Genomic DNA, 15,940 nt, shown 5'->3' on the forward strand with positions numbered 1-15,940 from the left:
CCCTCCGGGCGACCCCAGTTTCGTGAGCGATTGACGGATGAGTGACGCGTACGCCAGAGACCTCGAGCGCTGGATGCCCCGGCTGATCGCCGTGTGGCGCGCGCAGCGCAAGCAGAAGGGCTCGGCCGAGCTCCCCGAGACCCGCCTCACCCCCCAGGAGGTGCGGGAGGTGGCGGCCGGGGTGAAGCAGCTGTCCATGGGGCTCACCCGCGAGCGCCAGCTCGCCGGCGCCCGCTACATGGACGACCCGAAGCTCCTGGGCGCCTACCTGCTCTTCTACTGGCCCGTCTCCTATGCCCAGGCGCGCCAGGCCCTGGGGGAGCTGCCCAGCCGCCCCCGCAGCGTGCTGGACCTGGGCAGCGGCCCCGGACCCCTCGCCTTTGCGGCGATGGACGCGGGCGCCTCCGAGGTGACGGCGGCGGACCGCAGCAAGCCCGCGCTCACGCTCGCGCGCGCCCTCGCGCTGGAGGCGGGCGAGGCGCTGGCCACGCGCGACTGGGACCCGCTCAAGAAGAGCCCGCTGCCCGAGGGCCAGTTCGACCTCATCACCCTGGGCCACGTGCTCAACGAGCTGTACGGCACGGGGGACGGCGCCACGAACCCGCGCGCCGCGCTGCTCGAGAGCGTGCTGGAGCGGGTGAAGAAGGGCGGCAGCCTGCTCATCCTCGAGCCCGCGCTGCGCGAGACGAGCCGCGGCCTGCTCAAGGTGCGCGACGTGCTCGTGGCCAAGGGCTACGCGGTGCGCGCCCCCTGCATGTTCCGCGGCCCCTGCCAGGCGCTGGTGAAGGAGACGGACTGGTGCCACGCGGAGCGCGCCTGGCCGATGCCGCGGGTGGTGGAGGAGCTCGCGCGCGCGGCGAGCCTGCACAAGGAGAGCCTCAAGATGAGCTACCTCGTCCTCGCGCCGAAGGGCGAGGCGTGGGCGGAGCCTCCCTCCGGGCGGCTCTTTCGCATCGTGTCCGAGTCGCTCGAGGGCAAGGGGCGCCAGCGCTACATGGGCTGCGGCCCGGAAGGCCGCGTGGGGCTCGCGCTGCAGGAGCGGCACAAGAACGAGCAGAACGCCCCTTTCTTCAAGCTGCAGCGCGGCGACGTCATCTCCGTCACCGAGACCGAGCCCAAGGGGGATGGCCTCGGCCTGAGCGACAAGAGCGAGGTGCGCGTCGTCGCCCCGGCGGGCCGCGGCGTGCCGCCGTTCAAGCCCTGAGTCCTCCCATTCATGCGCTCCAGTAGCGCTGCGCACAGTCCCGCCCCCACTTCGCTTTGACTCCGCGCGGCGCGGCCGACAACTCTGACCCCTCCCATTCCGACGGCGCAGCGCCTCCCCGGCCTCCCCCTGCGACCGCGTTGACCACAGGCTCCCCGAGCAGCGCACGGGCCTGCGGGCGGGTGGAGGCCGGCGTGGTCGTGGCGTGTGATCGAGCTTCAGGATGTCCACAAGGTGTACCGGCAGGACGGCCGAGAGGTGGCTGCCCTGCAGGGGGTCTCGCTGCAGGTGCGGGCGGGTGAGGTGTTCGGAGTGCTCGGCCAGAGTGGCGCGGGCAAGAGCACGCTCATCCGCTGTGTGAACCTGCTCGAGCGGCCCAGCGCGGGAAGCGTGCGGGTGGAGGGGCGCGACCTGCTCTCGCTCAGCCCGGCCCAGCTGCGTGAGGCGCGGCAGGGAATCGGGATGATCTTCCAGCACTTCAACCTCTTCGGCTCGCAGACGGTGGCCGGCAACGTGGCCTACCCGCTGGAGGTGGCGGGCTGGGACAAGGCGCGCATCCGCGCGCGCGTGGCCGAGCTGCTCGAGCTGGTGGGGCTCCAGGACAAGGCACAGAGCTACCCGGCGCAGATCTCGGGCGGACAGAAGCAGCGCGTGGGCATCGCGCGGGCGCTCGCGGCGGGGCCGCGGCTGCTGCTCTCGGACGAGGCGACGAGCGCGCTGGACCCCGAGACCACGCGCTCCGTGCTGCAGCTGTTGCGCGACATCAACCGCCGCCTCGGCGTCACGGTGCTGCTCATCACCCACCAGATGGAGGTGGTGAAGGCCATCTGTGACTCGGTGGCGGTGCTGGAGCGGGGCCGCGCCGTGGAGCAGGGCCCGGTGCTCGAGCTCATCAGCCGCCCCGGCACGCGGCTGCACGAGCTGTGCTACCCGCCCTTCGCCGCGCGCGACTGGCAGGTGCGCGAGGGCGGGCGCCTCGTCGGCGTGTCCTTCGTGGGCGAGCGCGCGACCCAGCCGGTGGTGACGACGATGGCGCGCCGCTACGGCGTGGACGCGAACCTGCTGGAGGGCTCGCTCGAGCGCGTGGGCGACGCGCGCATCGGCCGGCTCCTCTTCGAGCTGCACGGCGCCCCCGAGGCGGTGGACGCGGCGCTCGGCTTCCTGCGCGAGCAGGGCCTGACTCCAGAGCCTCTGGAGGCGCTCACCCCATGAACGCCCAGCTGCTGCAGTCCCTGTGGGTGGCCACGGGGGAGACCCTGTACATGACGCTCGCCGCGGCGCTGCTGGTGCTGCTGCTGGGCGTGCCGCTCGGCGTGCTGCTGGTGGTGACGGACCGCGGCGGCCTGTGGGAGCGCCCGGCGCTCGCGCGCGCGCTGGGCACGGCGGTGAACGTGGGGCGCTCGGTGCCCTTCATCATCCTGATGGTGGCGATCGTCCCGCTCACGCGCCTGCTGGTGGGCACCACCATCGGCACCACGGCGGCGATCGTGCCGCTGGTGGTGGCGGCGATTCCCTTCATGGGGCGCATCGTGGAGCAGAGCCTGCGCGAGGTGGAGCACGGCAAGGTGGAGGCCGCGGTGGCGATGGGCTCCACGCACCGCCAGGTCATCCTGCGCGTGCTCATCCCGGAGGCCCTGCCCTCGCTCATCCGCGGCGTCGCGCTGATGGTGATCAGCCTGCTGGGCTACAGCGCCATGGCGGGCGCGGTCGGAGGCGGAGGCCTCGGCGACCTCGCGGTGAAGTACGGCTACATGCGCTTTCGCACCGACGTGATGCTCGGCTGCCTCGTGGTGCTGCTGGTGCTGGTGCAGGGGGTGCAGCTCGTCGGTGACGGGCTCGCCTCCCGCTTCGACCGCAGCGCCCGCCGCAGCGCGCGCAGCGACTCCTGATCCTTCCTTCCCTCCCGGAGCACCTTCGATGACGTCTTCTCGCCTCGTCTCCCGCTTCCTCGTCACCCTGCTGCTGGGCCTCTCCGCCTGCAAGAAGCCCGAGGCCGCGGGGCACACGCTGAAGGTGGGCGTGAACCCCGTGCCGCACGGGGAGATCCTGCGCGAGGCGGCGAAGCTCGTGGAGAAGCAGGGCCTGCACGTGGAGATCGTGGAGTTCACCGACTACGTGCAGCCGAATATCGCGCTCACCGACGGGCAGCTGGACGCGAACTACTTCCAGCACGTGCCGTACATGGAGCGCTTCGCGCAGGACCGCAAGCTCGCGCTGCAGAGCGTGGGCGCGGTGCATCTGGAGCCGCTCGCGCTCTACTCCACGAAGTACGCGAAGCTGGAGGAGCTGCCCGAGGGCGCGCGCGTCACGATTCCGGCGGACCCCACCAACGCGGGGCGCGCGCTGCACCTGCTCGCCGAGCAGGGCCTGCTCACCCTGCGCGACGGCGTGGGCGTGGGCGCCACCGTGCAGGACGTGGTGGGCAACCCGCGCAAGCTCGAGCTGCGCGAGATCGACGCGGAGCAGCAGCCGCGCACGCTCGAGGACGTGGCGGCGGCCGTCATCAACGGCAACTACTTCCTCGAGGCGCAGAAGAACCTGCACCTGGACGCGAAGGTGCTCGCGCGCGAGGCCGCGCAGGGCAACCCGTACGCGAACGTGCTCGCGGTGCGAAAGGGCGACGCGCAGCGCCCCGAGGTGCAGCAGCTGCTCAAGGCCCTGCAGTCCCCCGAGGTGCGCCAGTTCATCGAGCGCACCTACGGCGGCGCCGTGACCCCCGCATTCTGAGGCCCGTCAGCGCGGCATCGGCACTTGCGGGCGCAGCAGGAGCTCGGTCATCGCCCGGAACGCGCGCACCCCGTCGCGCGCAGCGCGCAGCGGGGACACGGTGAGCAGGCTCACCTGGGCGCGCAGCACGCGCAGCCGCGGCAGGCGGCGGCGGGAGCGTGGGTGGTTCACCAGCAGGGCGACGTTCATGTGCGGGCTCCTTTGCGGGACGCACCCACCCTGCACCCACCGCGCCACAGGTCCATGGACGCCCTGTCAAACTCCGGTGAACACCTGCGGGCGCTCGGCGGGCCCGGCGGGCGAGCCTGCGAGCAGCCCCGGTAACACTCGCGCGGGACTGCGCTGGCCTCCCGCGCCGCAGTGCGCTGCGCTGGGACCATGAAGCAGGCCTTTCGCCAATTCGCAGACCGGACGGCCCTCATCGCGGGCTCGCCCTGGACCTTTCTCACGATGGTGGTGCTCACGGGCGTGTGGTTGGTGTGCGGGCCCCTCTTCGGGTTCTCGGACACCTGGCAGCTGACGATGAACACGCTCGCGTCCCAGCTCACCTTCCTCGTGGCCTTCCTGCTGCAGAACACGCAGAACCGGGACACGCGCGCGCTGCACCTGAAGCTGGACGAGCTCCTGCGCGCGGTGGACGGCGCGCGCCCCGCGCTCATCAACCTCGAGCGCCTGAGCGACGCGGAGCTGGATCGGCTGCAGGAGGAGTTCGAGCGGGTGCGCCGGGGCCGTCCGGTCGCCGGACCCTAGCGGGCACCTAGAACATGTCCGTCATGGTGGGCGCGGGCCCCGCGAAGAGCGCGGTGGCCTGCGCGAGCGAGCCCTCGTCCGCCTCGAGCGCGCCCACGGCCTGCAGCGCCGCGGGCGAGAGGTGCCCCGTGTAGAGCGGCGCGAGCGCGCGCACATCCAAGCGCAGCCGACCTTCCCCGCCGGGTCGCACGCGCGCCGTACCGTCCTCCACCTCCAGCAGGAAGCGCCCGCTGTTGTGCGGCAGCAGCGCGTCCTCCACCTCCAGGTGCAGGCTCGCACGCGCGGCCGCGGGGTAGCCGCGCGCCACCAGCGCCGCCGGCACGTCCAGCAGCCGCACCATCCACTGGAACACCAGCTTCACCTGCAGGCTCTGCTCCTCGAGCAGCAGCAGCATCGGGTCCTGCGGCCCTGCGTGCCACACCACGTCGCGCGCGAGCGAGCGGTGGTCGCCGAGGAAGCTCAGGAGCCTGCGCGCGGCGCGCGGCGTGAGGGCCACCAGGTCCGGCAACGCGAGCTCCTGGGTGAGGTCCGCCTGGCGCCGGCGCGTGAGGTAGAGGTAGCCCTCCACCTGGCTCCCGTCCTCCACGAGGTAGCCGTACGCCGTCTCGCCGCGTGGGTGCAGCACGCGGTTCCACACGTAGTCGCCGCGATCCAACAGGCCCGGGCGCAGCTGCGCGTGGCGGCGGTAGGCCGCCTGTACCGCCAGGGCGTCCGCGGGCGCGATGGGGCGCAGCGTGAGGGCGCGCTCGCGCAAGGCGAGCGCGGAGCCCGGCACCCGCACCTCGAAGCGCGAGCCGGCCACCTCGAAGCCCACCCGGCGGTACAGCGGCTGGGTCGCGGGGTAGAGCGTGGCGAGCGGCACACCGCGCGCGTGCAGCTCGCGCAGGCCCGCCTGCATGAGGCGCGTGGCTGCGCCGCGCCCGCGGTGCGCCGGCGCGACGCCCACCCCGGCGATGCCGGTCGTCGGCACGCGCCGCCCGCCGAACCACTGCCCCATGTGCACGTAGAGCAGCGTCGCCGCCACCTCGCCCCGCTCGCGCAGCACCCGCACGTGCGAGAGCCCCGACTTCTCCAGCCACGCGGGGCCCTCTGCCGGCGCGAGCGCGAAGGACTGGGCCACCACGTCCCCGGCCGCAAGCAGCTCCCGGTCACGGTCGAGGGGGCCGAAGTCGACGGAGGGGGACAGGGTCACGCGCAGGCTCCCGGGCAGAGGCGGGCGAGCCTAGGGCATGCCGGGGCGCGAAGGGGTGCCGTGATGCCGCCTGCCCCCCGGGGGTGGGGCCGGGTGGACGAAGGGCCCCCGGCTGCGCGCGCAGCACGTCGCGCTCGAGCTCTCGCGCTCGGAGCTCGGCGGGCTGCAGGTGGAGTTCCTCGGCTGACCCGGCGCGGGCGGGACGCGCTATAGCGTGGGGATGCGCCTGCCCGCTGCAGCCCTCGCCGTCGTCCTCGTGGCCAGCGCCGCCGTGGCGCAGCCCGCCTTCGAGCCCCTGCCCGGCGGGCCCGAGCGCTACCGCATCGACTTCGCGCGGCACTTCTACGCGACTCCCGCGGCGCTGGAGGCCGAGCGGCGCGCGCTGGACGCTGCCTTGCGCGCCCTCGCCACGCGCGAGGGCCACCTCGCGGAGAGCGCGCCCGCGCTCGCGCGCACGCTCGAGCAGCTGCAGGACGTGCTCCTGCGCAGCGAGCGGCTCAGCGCCTATCTCACCCTGCGCGCCGCCACCGACACGCGCGATGCGGCCTCGCGCGAGGAGGACGCCGCCCTGGAGGCGCGGGTGGAGGCGCGCACGGACGCGGTGCGCGAGGAGCTCGCCCGCCTCGCGCCCGCGCGCGCCGAGCGCCTCGCCGCCCAGGTCCCCGCGCTGCGCAGCGCCCTGCCCTTCCTCGCCCGCGTGCGCGCGGAGACCCGCCCCCTGCCCGCGGGGGCGCTGAAAGTATTGGAGGCGACGCGGCCCTCGATGGACACCTGGCAGGCGGAGCTGCGCGAGCTGCTGCTTCAGCCTGTACCGCCCCTGAAGCCGGACGCGGCGGACGAGCGCGCGCGGCAGGAGGCCTTCACGCGCCACTACGCCGCGCTGCAGGAGCGCCGCGAGCCCCTGGCCTTCGCGCTCGTGCGCCTCGCGCGGGCGCGCAACGCGCTCGCCCAGCTGCGCGGCTACGCGGACGCGGCCGAGGAGGCGTACGCGCAGCGCGGCTGGAGCGAGGAGCAGGTGCGCACGCTGCTCGCCCAGCTCGCCTCCCGCGCGGACCTCTACGCGCGCTACCAGCGGCTGCGCGCCGAGCCCCTGGGCCACCCGGCGCACGCCTGGGACGTGGGTGCGCGCACGGCTGCCTCCGCGCGCCCGCGCTTCACCTACCCGGAGACGCGCGCGCTCCTGCAGGAGGTGCTCGCGCCGCTGGGGCCCCGCTACGGCGCGGAGCTCTCGCGGCTGCTGGACCCGGAGGAGCGGCGCCTGGACATCGCCCCGGGGCCGAACCGCCAGCGCGGCGGCTTCTCCAAGGGCTTCCCGGGAATGACGAGCGTCTTCTACACCTCGGGCTTCAACGGCGAGTACCGCGACGTGCGCGTGCTCACCCACGAGTCCACGCACGCGGTCCACCGCCAGCTGATGGCCGCGCGCCCCGCCGCGGCGCTTTACGCGAGCGGCCCCAACTTCCTGCTCGAGGCGACGGCCATCTTCAACGAGCTGCTCCTGCCGGCGACCCTCGCCGAGCGCGCCGCCCGTGCCGGAGACCCTGCGCTGCGCCGCTACTACCTGGAGCAGTTCCTGGAGGGAAAGGGGCTCGCGGTGGTGTTCATCACCGCGGCGGAGGCCGAGCTGGAGCAGCGCGTGTACGAGGGCGTTGCGGCAGGAAGCGTGCGCAGCGCGGACGACCTCGACGCACTCACCCGCGAGTGCTTCACCCGCTACGCCGTGTGGCCGGACGCGCGCGCGGAGCTCGCGGCCCACTGGATGGAGATCCCGCTCCTCTACGAGGACCCCTTCTACGACGTGAACTACACCTGGGCCGGCCTGCTCGCGCTGCGCCTCTTCGCGGCCTACGAGCGCGACCCGAAGCGCTTCGCCCCGGGCTACGTGGCGATGATGGCCCAGGGCTTCGATCGCCCGGTGGAGGCGCTCCTGCGCGACTTCGTGGGGGTGGAGCTGCACTCCCCGGAGCTGGTGGAGGCGGCGCTCGCGGCGGCCGGCAGCCGGCTCGAGGCGCTGCAGCGCGTCGAAGCTCCCACCCGGTGAGCGCCCGATTCAGGACGGCCTGAGGGAGCTCCCTCATTCCCATTTTTCCGTCGCCGGAGGATGTTGCGGGCCTTGTTGTTGCGGAGGGCAGGCCGATGGCGACTTCCCAGACCCAGAAGCCGGAGGGCCTCGCTGCGGGCCGCCCCACCCCCCTGCCCCGCCTCCTCATCGTCGAGGACTCGCTCACCATGCGCGAGACGCTGCGCATCCTGCTCTCGCAGGACTTCGACTGCGAGGTAGCGGAGGACGGCGCACGCGGCCTGGTGCTGGCGCTCGCCTCGCCGCCGGACCTCCTCCTCTCGGACGTGGAGATGCGCGGGGTGGACGGCTACGAGCTGGTGCGCCGCGTGCGCGCCCAGCCGACGCTCGCCCACTGCCGCATCGTGCTGCTCAGCGGCCACGCACCGCGCACCGAGGAGCACGGCGCAGACCTCTACCTGGTCAAGCCCGTGCGCCCCGCGCTGCTCATCGAGCGCCTGCACGGGCTGCTGCGCGCGCGCCTGAGCGCGCCATGACCCAGCACACCCTCTCGGACGCGCACCGCCGCGCGCTGCTCCAGGCGATTGCCGAGGCACACGCCCGCGTGGAGCAGGCCTACCCGGAGGGGGCGAGCCCCGCCCTCTCCCAGGGCTGGGTGGACCGGCGCCGCGTGCTGCTGGTGGACCTGGCGCTGCACCTGGCCGAGGAGGCGGTGCGCGGCGAGGCGCTCGAGGTGCGCACCCTGGTGGAGAAGCTCTACCAGGTGCTGGAGGTGGCGCGCGTGCTCGCCCCCGGGCACCACGTGGACCGCGCGGCGGACGCGGTGCTCGAGGGGCTGAGCGAGGGCGCGCCGGAGGGCGAGCTGGACTAGGCCTTGCGCCGGCGCGGGCGCGCCGCGAGGTAGGGGTCCGGCCAGAAGTGCGCGTCGAACTCCTGCATCGCCGCCTCGCGCTGGGTCCAGTTCGGGTCCGAGAGGTGTGGGCGCGCGAGCGCCACGAGGTCCGCGCGGCCCGCGGCGAGGATGCTGTTCACCTGGTCGCCGGTGGTGATGTTGCCCACGGCGATGGTGGGCACCTGCGCCTCGTTGCGCACCTGGTCCGCGAAGCGCGTCTGCCACATGCGCCCGTAGATGGGCTTCGCCTCCGCCACCGTCTGCCCGGTGGACACGTGCACGATGTCCGCGCCGCCGGCCTTGAGCGCGCGCGAGAGCACCACCGCGTCGTCGCCGTCGAGGCCGCCCGGCGCCCAGTCGGTGGCGCTGATGCGCACGGAGAGCGGCTTGTGAGCGGGCCAGGCCTCGCGCACCGCCGCGAGCACCTCGAGCGGGAAGCGCATCCGGTTCTCGAGCGAGCCGCCGTACGCATCCCTGCGGCGGTTGGCGAGCGGGGTGAGGAAGCTGGAGAGCAGGTAGCCGTGGGCCATGTGGACCTCGACCATGTCGAAGCCCGCGGCGAGCGCGCGCCGGGTGGCCTGGGCGAACTGCTCGCGCACCCGCTCCATGTCCGCGCGGTCCATCTCGCGCGGGGCGGGCAGCTGCGGCGCGTAGGGGATGGCGCTGGGCGCGAGGCACTCCCAGCCGCCGTGCTCGGGCGGCAGGGGCACGTCGTCGCCGCGCCAGGGCACCTCGGTGCTGCCCTTGCGCCCCGCGTGGCCCAGCTGCAGGCACACCTTGGCGGGGGAGCGCGAGTGCACGAAGTCCACCACGCGCTTCCATGCCGCCACGTGCGCGTCCGAGTACATGCCGGCGCAGCCCGGGGTGATGCGGCCCTCCGCGGACACGTCCGTCATCTCCGTCACGATGAGCCCGGCGCCGCCCAGCGCGCGCGCCCCCAGGTGCACGAGGTGGAACTCGTCCACCGTGCCGTCCGTCGCGGAGTACATGCACATGGGGCTCACCACCACGCGGTTCTTCAGCTCCATGTCGCGCAGGCGGAAGGGGGTGAACATGGGCGGCGGGGCGGGCTCCTGCCCTCCTGCGAACCAGCCCTGCACCCGCGCGACGAAGGCCGGGTCGCGCGTGCGCAGGTTCTCCCAGCCGATGCGCAAGCTGCGCGTGAGCAGGCTGAAGGCGAACTGCAGCGGGGCCATGTGCCAGTAGCGGCGCACGTTCTCGAACCAGAGCAGGCTGTCCTGCGCGGCCTTCTGGGTGCGCCCCACCACCGGGCGGCGCGCCTCCTCGTAGGCCACGAGCGCCTCGCTCACGCTGCCCGGGTGCTCCTTCAGCGCGGCCGCGAGCGCGATGGAGTCCTCGAGCGCGAGCTTGGTGCCCGAGCCGATGGAGAAGTGCGCGGTGTGCGCCGCATCCCCCAGCAGCACCACGTTGCCCGCGTGCCAGGTCTCGCACTTCACCGTGACGAACTGGATCCACCCCACCTTGTTCATCATCAGCCCCTGGCCGTCCAGGTGCGGGGCGAAGACGCGCTCCAGCTCCTTCACCGCCTCCTCGGGGGGCTTGGTGTCGAAGTCCGCGCGCCGCCAGGTGCCCTCGTCGCACTCGACGATGAAGGTGCTCAGCCCCTCCTCGAAGCGGTACGCGTGGGCCTGAAAGATGCCGTGGGGGGTCTCCTCGAAGGCGAAGGTGAAGGCGTCGAAGCGCTTCTTCGTGCCGAGCCAGATGTAGCGGCAGCGGCGCAGGTCCAGGTCCGGCTTGAAGGTGTCCTGGAACGCGGCGCGCACGCGGCTGCGCACGCCGTCCGCGCCCACCACGAGATCGTACCCGGCGAGGTCCGGCAGGGCCTCCACCTCGGTGGAGAAGCGCAGCCGCACGCCCAGCTCGGCGGCGCGCGCCTGCAGCAGGCCCAGGAAGCTGCGGCGCGAGATGCCCGAGAAGCCGTGCCCGGTGGAGCGCAGCGTCTCCCCCTTGTACTTCACGTCGATCGCGTCCCAGTGCGCGAAGGTCTCGGTGATGGCGCGGCCCGTCTCGGGGTCTGCCTCGAGCAGGTTGCCCAGGGTCTCGTCGGAGAACACCACGCCCCAGCCGAAGGTCTGCTCCGGCGGGTTGCGCTCGAGCACGGTGATGTCGTGGGACGGGTCCGCGCGCTTCATCAGGATGCTGAAGTACAGACCGGCGGGTCCGCCGCCGATGCACAGGATCTTCATGGGCCCTCCGGGCCGAGCCGCCGCTTCACCGCGCCTGCCTGCTGTCATGCCAGAGAAAGCGCCGGGCTCCCAGCGCCGGCGCTCGTCGCGGCGCCGGGAAGGTGCAGCGCACTGCGTCGCCTCCCTGGTCGGCCTGGGATGGAACGAGCGCGCGCAGCTTCCAGCGGCGCGCGCTCCGGCGCGCTGCTACGGTGCGCCTTTGCGTTTTCCCCTCTCCCGGAGGCTCCCCGCGTGACTCCCGCGCCCCTGCGCACCCTCTACCCGCCCCTCGAGCCCTACCGCACCGGCCGCCTGCGCGTCTCGGCGCTGCACGAGCTGTACTTCGAGGAGTCCGGCAACCCCCAGGGCAAGCCGGTCGTCTTCGTGCACGGTGGTCCCGGCGGCGGCACCGAGCCCAAGCACCGCCGCTTCTTCGACCCGAAGGCCTACCGCATCGTGCTGGTGGACCAGCGCGGCTGCGGGCAGAGCACCCCGCACGCGGAGCTGGAGGAGAACACCACCTGGCACCTGGTGGCGGACCTCGAGCAGCTGCGCGAGCACCTGGGCATCGGGAAGTGGCAGGTGTTCGGCGGCTCCTGGGGCAGCACGCTCGCGCTCGCGTACGCGCAGAAGCACCCGGAGCGGGTGACGGAGCTGGTGCTGCGCGGCATCTTCCTCTTGCGCAAGCAGGAGATCGACTGGTTCTACCAGCGCGGCTGCAGCGCCCTCTTCCCGGACGCGTGGGAGGGCTACCTCGCGCCGATTCCCGAGGCCGAGCGCGGCGACCTGCTGCACGCCTACCACCGGCGCCTCACCGGGCCGGACCCCAAGGTGCGCCAGGAGGCGGCGCGCGCGTGGAGCGTGTGGGAGGGCAGCACCAGCTGCCTGCTGCCCAACGCGGACCTCATCGCGCGCACCGGCGGCGACGAGTTCAGCCTCGCCTTCGCCCGCATCGAGTGCCACTACTTCGTGAACCGCGGCTTCATGCGCTCGGACACGCAGCTGCTCGAGGACGTGCCGAAGATGCGCCACATCCCCGGCGTCATCGTGCAGGGCCGCTACGACGTGGTGTGCCCCATGGAGAGCGCCTGGGCGCTGCACCGCGCGTGGCCCGAGGCAGACCTCAAGATCATCGCGGACGCGGGCCACAGCGCGAACGAGCCGGGCATCACCTCGGCGCTCGTCGAGGCCACCGACCGCTTCCGCGGGAAGTAGCGCCCCTGCTCCACGAAAAGTGAGTGCCCGGCCGGAGACCCTCCCCGGCCGGGCACCCTTCGAGCACGCGCGCGGGTGGGCTGCCAGGTGGCTCCGCGCGGTCACTCCCCACAGGAGGAGCGCGCGGCGCAGCGCCGGTGGACGAAGGGGCGCGGGCGCGCGGCCTGCGCCCGCCCGAGCAGCAAGCGGCTAGGCTCCGGCCGTCGGCTGATGGCTCACCACGCGCTCGGCCTGCTTGCCCACGAGCTCCGAGTAGTGGTCCGGCCGCGCGACGAAGCTGCCCAGGCCCGCGGACGCCGAGCGCAGCTCCACGATGAAGCCGGGCAGCTCCGCCTGCGGCACGTAGGCGGCGAGCACGTCCCAGCCGGGAACCTCCGGGTGCACGTCCAGGCCCAGTATCTGCCCGCGCCGTCCCGTCACCAGGCGCTGCGCGCCGGCCGTGGCGCTGCGCGGCACCTGGATCTCCACGTGGAGGATGGGCTCGAGCAGCACGGGCTCGAGGCGCGGCAAGATCTCCACCATCGCGAGCCTCCCCGTGGTGCGGAAGGCCTGGTCCGAGCTGTCCACCGAGTGGTAGGTGCCGCCGGTGAGCGTGACGGCCACGTCCACCACGGGGAAGCCGAGGGGCCCGCGGCGCAGGCCGTCCTTCACGCCCTCCTCGATCGCCGGCACGTACTGCTTGGGCACCACGCCGCCCACGATGGCGGAGCGGAACTCGAAGCCCTCGCCCCGCGCGCGCGGCGCCACGCTCACCACCACGTCGCCGAACTGGCCGTGCCCGCCCGACTGGCGCTTGTGGCGCGCGTGGTGCGTGCCCTGGCGCCGCAGCGTCTCGCGGTAGGGCACCGGCGGCGGGCGCGTGGCCACCGGCAGCCGCAGGTGCGTGCGCAGCCGCTCGAGCGCCTCGCGCAGGTGCACCTCGCCCTGGCCTCCGAGCAGGAGCATCTGCGAGTCCGCCTCCTGGTCCACGACGAGCGCCGGGTCCTCCTCCACGAGCCTCCCGAGCGCCGCCGTGAGCTTCACGTCGTCGCTGCGCCGCTCCGCCGTGATCGCCACCACGTGCATGGGCGGAGCCGGCAAGGGCCAGCCCTCGGCGCGCCGCACGCCCTCGAGGTCCGCGAGCTCCCCGGTGTGCAGCGCCTCCACGCGCCCCAGCGTCACCACCTCGCCCGCGCGCGCGGCGCCACTCCCGCGCGTGCCGGGCGGCCGGTGCAGGCCGTTGATGCGGCTGCCGGCGAGCGTGTCGCCATCCGAGACCTCGCCGCGCCACACCCGCACCAGCGAGTGCTTGCCCACGTGCGCCAGGTGCTGCGTCTTGAAGGCCTGCACCAGCACGCCACCCTCCGCACCGCCCAGCCCCAGCCGCTCGCGGGTCTTCTCCACACCCGGCACCTCGTGGCGCAAGCCCTTGAGCAGCCGCTGCAGGCCGACCCCGCGCGCCGCGGAGCCGAGGAACACCGGCACCAGCCTGTCCTCGCGCAGCGCGTGCTCGAGCTCGCCGTAGAGGGCACCGGCCTCGGGCACCTTGTCCTCGAGCAGCTGCTCCAGCAGGGCGTCGTCCAGGTCCGCGAGCCGCTCGAGCAGCTGCCTGCGCGCCACCTCCTCGCGCGGCCGCTCCGCCTCCGGGAGCTGCAGCGGCACCGCGCGCCCCTCGGGCTCGGCGCCCCAGGCGCGCTCGCTCACCAGGTCCACCACGCCCACCAGCCGCCCGCCGTCGCGCAGCGCGAGCTCGCGCATCACCAGGGGCCGGGAGCTCGCGCCCTGCAGGGCATCGAAGAGCTCGGGCAGGGAGGCGTCCTCGTCGTCCAGCACGTTGAGGAAGAGCAGGTGCGGGATGCGGCGCGCGTCGAGGAAGGAGAGCAGCGGCGCGAGCGCCGCGGCGCGCTCCACTTGCGCGTCGCACACCACCAGGGCCGCGTCGCACACGCACAGCGCGTGGCGCGCCTCCAGCGCGAGCTCGGGCGCGCCCGGGCAGTCCAAGAGCGTCCAGCTCTCCCCGTGGTCCTGCAGCCCCACCGCGGAGAGCCCGAGGGTCATCTCGCGCGGGGGGCCTGCGCCGTGGCCGTTGCCCGCGCCTCCGGATGGGCGCCCACCGTCGCCCCCCGTGGCGCGCAGCAGCGCTCCCAGCAGCGTCGTCTTGCCTACGCCCTGCGGCCCGACGAGGGCCACGACTCTCGGCGAAGCGGGATGGTTCATGGACGGCCTCCCCGGCTCCCGGGAAGGTGGGGCGCGCCCGCGCGCGCGAGAAGAGGCCGTGCAGCCTCGCTCGGATGGCGCCCCCTCTCCTGCTCGTCCCTCCCTTCAGGACGAGCCCTTCGGTACGAGCCCTTCAGGACGAGCCCGGCGTCACTTCGCGAGCGCCGCCGCCAGCTCCTCGTAGATGTGGATGGCGCTCTGGATGCTCTTCTCCCAGTCGCCCAGGTGCAGGCTCTCGTTCTCCGAGTGCGCGTTGGTGTAGGGGTCCTCCACGCCGATGAGCAGCGCGGGCACGCCGCCCAGCTCGCGCGCGAAGGGCTCCACGAAGGGGATGGAGCCGCCGCTGCCCATGGCCACCGCGTCCCGCCCGTAGCCCTTCTTCAGGGCGCGGAAGGCCGCCTGGAAGGCCGGGTGGCTCGAGTCCGTGTACCACCAGCCCGCCGCCTGGTCCTCCTCGACGTGCACCTCGAGCCCCCAGGGCGCGCTCGCCTTGAGGTGCGCGACGAGCCGGCGCTGCACGTCCGCCGGGTCCAGGTCCGGCACCAGGCGGATGCCCACGCGCGCCCAGGCGCTCTCGCAGATGATGTTGCGCGCGTCCTTGCGGCTGCTCGCCTGGATGGCGTTGACCGCGAGCGAGGGCTGGCGCCAGTTCGTCTCCCACGGGTGGCGCCCGCCGCCCATCAGCTCCACGCCGGGCAAGAGCCCCACCTGGCTGCGGAAGTGCGCCTCGTCCCCGGGCAGCGCCTGGATGCTCTTGCGCTCGTCCGCGGTGAGCGGCTTCACCTTCTCCAGGATGCCGGGAATGGCGATGGTGCCGTCCGGGTGGGTGAGCCCCGCGAGCATCTTCGCGAGCCCCATCACCGGGTCCGGGATGGGCCCGCCCCACATGCCCGAGTGCACGCTCTGCTTCAGCGCGCGCACCTCCACGTCCACCGTGACGAGCCCGCGCAAGGAGGTGGTGATGGAGGGCAGGCCCGTGTCGAAGTTCGTGGTGTCGGTGAGCACGATGGCATCCGCGCTCAGCAGCTTGCGGTGCTGCTGCAGGAAGGCGGTGAGGTGCGTGCTGCCGATCTCCTCCTCGCCCTCGATGAGCACCTTCACGTTGAGCGGGAGCTGGCCTGCGCCCTTGAGCCAGGCGTCCACCGCGCTGGTGTGCACCACGATGCCCGCCTTGTCGTCCGCCGAGCCGCGGCCGTACAGGCGGCCGTCGCGCTCGGTGGGCTCGAAGGGGTCGCTCTTCCACGCGGAGGCGTCCCCGGCGGGCTGCACGTCGTGGTGCGCGTAGAGCAGCAGCGTGGGCTTGCCCGGCGCCGAGAGAACCTCGCCGTACACGTAGGGGTGCGCATCCCCCGTCTCCAGCAGCTGCACGTTCTGGAAGCCGCGCTTGCGCAGCAGCGCCGCGGTGGCCTCGGCGCTCTCGCGCACGCGCGCCGGGTCGAAGCCCGGGAAGGACACGCTGGGGATGCGCACCAGCGCCTTCAGGTCCTCGAGGTAAGAATTCTTCTGGGAGGCGAAATGTGTGAGCGCTTTGTCGGTGGGCCCAGTGGTCATGGCGTTT

At 73.5% G+C, this 15,940-nt stretch carries 14 protein-coding genes; 9 read left to right on the forward strand and 5 right to left on the reverse strand.

The annotated features are described in order from the left end of the window. The first annotated feature begins 37 nt into the window (after positions 1-37). The 4 genes from FGE12_RS06835 to FGE12_RS06850 all read left to right on the forward strand — a co-directional run bounded on the left by FGE12_RS06835 (position 38) and on the right by FGE12_RS06850 (position 3,931). The gene (locus tag FGE12_RS06835; RefSeq protein ID WP_153865591.1) at positions 38-1,204 is read left to right on the forward strand and encodes a small ribosomal subunit Rsm22 family protein; all 1,167 of its coding nucleotides are present in this window, start codon (positions 38-40) and stop codon (positions 1,202-1,204) included. A gap of 207 nt (positions 1,205-1,411) precedes the next feature. Then, positions 1,412-2,416 carry an ATP-binding cassette domain-containing protein gene (locus FGE12_RS06840; protein WP_194797665.1) on the forward strand — a complete coding sequence of 335 codons (1,005 nt, stop codon included), beginning with the start codon at positions 1,412-1,414 and terminating at the stop codon, positions 2,414-2,416. Next, positions 2,413-3,093: a methionine ABC transporter permease gene (locus FGE12_RS06845; RefSeq protein WP_153865592.1), complete on the forward strand. Its 681-nt coding sequence runs from the start codon at positions 2,413-2,415 to the stop codon at positions 3,091-3,093. Before FGE12_RS06840 ends, FGE12_RS06845 begins: the two co-directional genes overlap by 4 nt. Positions 3,094-3,121: 28 nt before the next feature. Next, the gene (locus tag FGE12_RS06850) at positions 3,122-3,931 is read left to right on the forward strand and encodes a MetQ/NlpA family ABC transporter substrate-binding protein (protein WP_153865593.1); all 810 of its coding nucleotides are present in this window, start codon (positions 3,122-3,124) and stop codon (positions 3,929-3,931) included. 6 nt (positions 3,932-3,937) lie between these two features. Here the strand turns inward: FGE12_RS06850 and FGE12_RS06855 are convergent, their stop codons facing one another. Next, a complete protein-coding gene (locus tag FGE12_RS06855) occupies positions 3,938-4,120 on the reverse strand; it encodes a hypothetical protein (RefSeq protein ID WP_153865594.1) in 183 nt (60 codons plus the stop codon). A gap of 189 nt (positions 4,121-4,309) precedes the next feature. On the opposite strand from FGE12_RS06855, the gene FGE12_RS06860 reads away from it, so the two are divergent. Beyond that, entirely contained in the window at positions 4,310-4,681 is a 372-nt protein-coding gene (locus FGE12_RS06860) for a low affinity iron permease family protein (RefSeq protein ID WP_153865595.1), read from the forward strand. Between the two features lie 7 nt (positions 4,682-4,688). Here the strand turns inward: FGE12_RS06860 and eis are convergent, their stop codons facing one another. Then, a complete protein-coding gene (eis, locus tag FGE12_RS06865; RefSeq protein ID WP_194797666.1) occupies positions 4,689-5,873 on the reverse strand; it encodes a GNAT family N-acetyltransferase in 1,185 nt (394 codons plus the stop codon). A gap of 220 nt (positions 5,874-6,093) precedes the next feature. On the opposite strand from eis, the gene FGE12_RS06870 reads away from it, so the two are divergent. The 3 genes from FGE12_RS06870 (at position 6,094) to FGE12_RS06880 (ending at position 8,764) form a co-directional block, all read left to right on the forward strand. Next, positions 6,094-7,914, forward strand: coding sequence for a M3 family metallopeptidase (locus FGE12_RS06870; protein ID WP_153865596.1), 1,821 nt, complete (start codon positions 6,094-6,096; stop codon positions 7,912-7,914). 95 nt (positions 7,915-8,009) lie between these two features. Next, positions 8,010-8,429 (forward strand): response regulator, encoded by a 420-nt coding sequence (locus FGE12_RS06875; protein WP_153865597.1) that lies wholly within the window; start codon positions 8,010-8,012, stop codon positions 8,427-8,429. Beyond that, positions 8,426-8,764 (forward strand): hypothetical protein, encoded by a 339-nt coding sequence (locus FGE12_RS06880; RefSeq protein ID WP_153865598.1) that lies wholly within the window; start codon positions 8,426-8,428, stop codon positions 8,762-8,764. The genes FGE12_RS06875 and FGE12_RS06880 overlap by 4 nt, the downstream gene beginning before the upstream one ends. On the opposite strand, the gene FGE12_RS06885 is transcribed toward FGE12_RS06880, so the two are convergent. After that, positions 8,761-10,992: a bifunctional salicylyl-CoA 5-hydroxylase/oxidoreductase gene (locus tag FGE12_RS06885; RefSeq protein ID WP_153865599.1), complete on the reverse strand. Its 2,232-nt coding sequence runs from the start codon at positions 10,990-10,992 to the stop codon at positions 8,761-8,763. The genes FGE12_RS06880 and FGE12_RS06885 overlap by 4 nt on opposite strands. A gap of 231 nt (positions 10,993-11,223) precedes the next feature. On the opposite strand from FGE12_RS06885, the gene pip reads away from it, so the two are divergent. After that, entirely contained in the window at positions 11,224-12,186 is a 963-nt protein-coding gene (gene pip, locus FGE12_RS06890) for a prolyl aminopeptidase (RefSeq protein ID WP_370458902.1), read from the forward strand. A gap of 189 nt (positions 12,187-12,375) precedes the next feature. Here pip and FGE12_RS06895 read toward each other — a convergent pair whose 3' ends face one another. Together FGE12_RS06895 and FGE12_RS06900 are read right to left on the reverse strand one after the other, a co-directional pair. Further along, positions 12,376-14,382 carry an elongation factor G gene (locus tag FGE12_RS06895; RefSeq protein WP_153865601.1) on the reverse strand — a complete coding sequence of 669 codons (2,007 nt, stop codon included), beginning with the start codon at positions 14,380-14,382 and terminating at the stop codon, positions 12,376-12,378. 150 nt (positions 14,383-14,532) lie between these two features. Next, a complete protein-coding gene (locus FGE12_RS06900) occupies positions 14,533-15,933 on the reverse strand; it encodes a M20/M25/M40 family metallo-hydrolase (RefSeq protein WP_153865602.1) in 1,401 nt (466 codons plus the stop codon). Between the last annotated feature and the right edge of the window lie 7 nt (positions 15,934-15,940).

Origin of the sequence: Aggregicoccus sp. 17bor-14 (genome assembly GCF_009659535.1) — a bacterium.
Classification (GTDB): domain Bacteria; phylum Myxococcota; class Myxococcia; order Myxococcales; family Myxococcaceae; genus Aggregicoccus.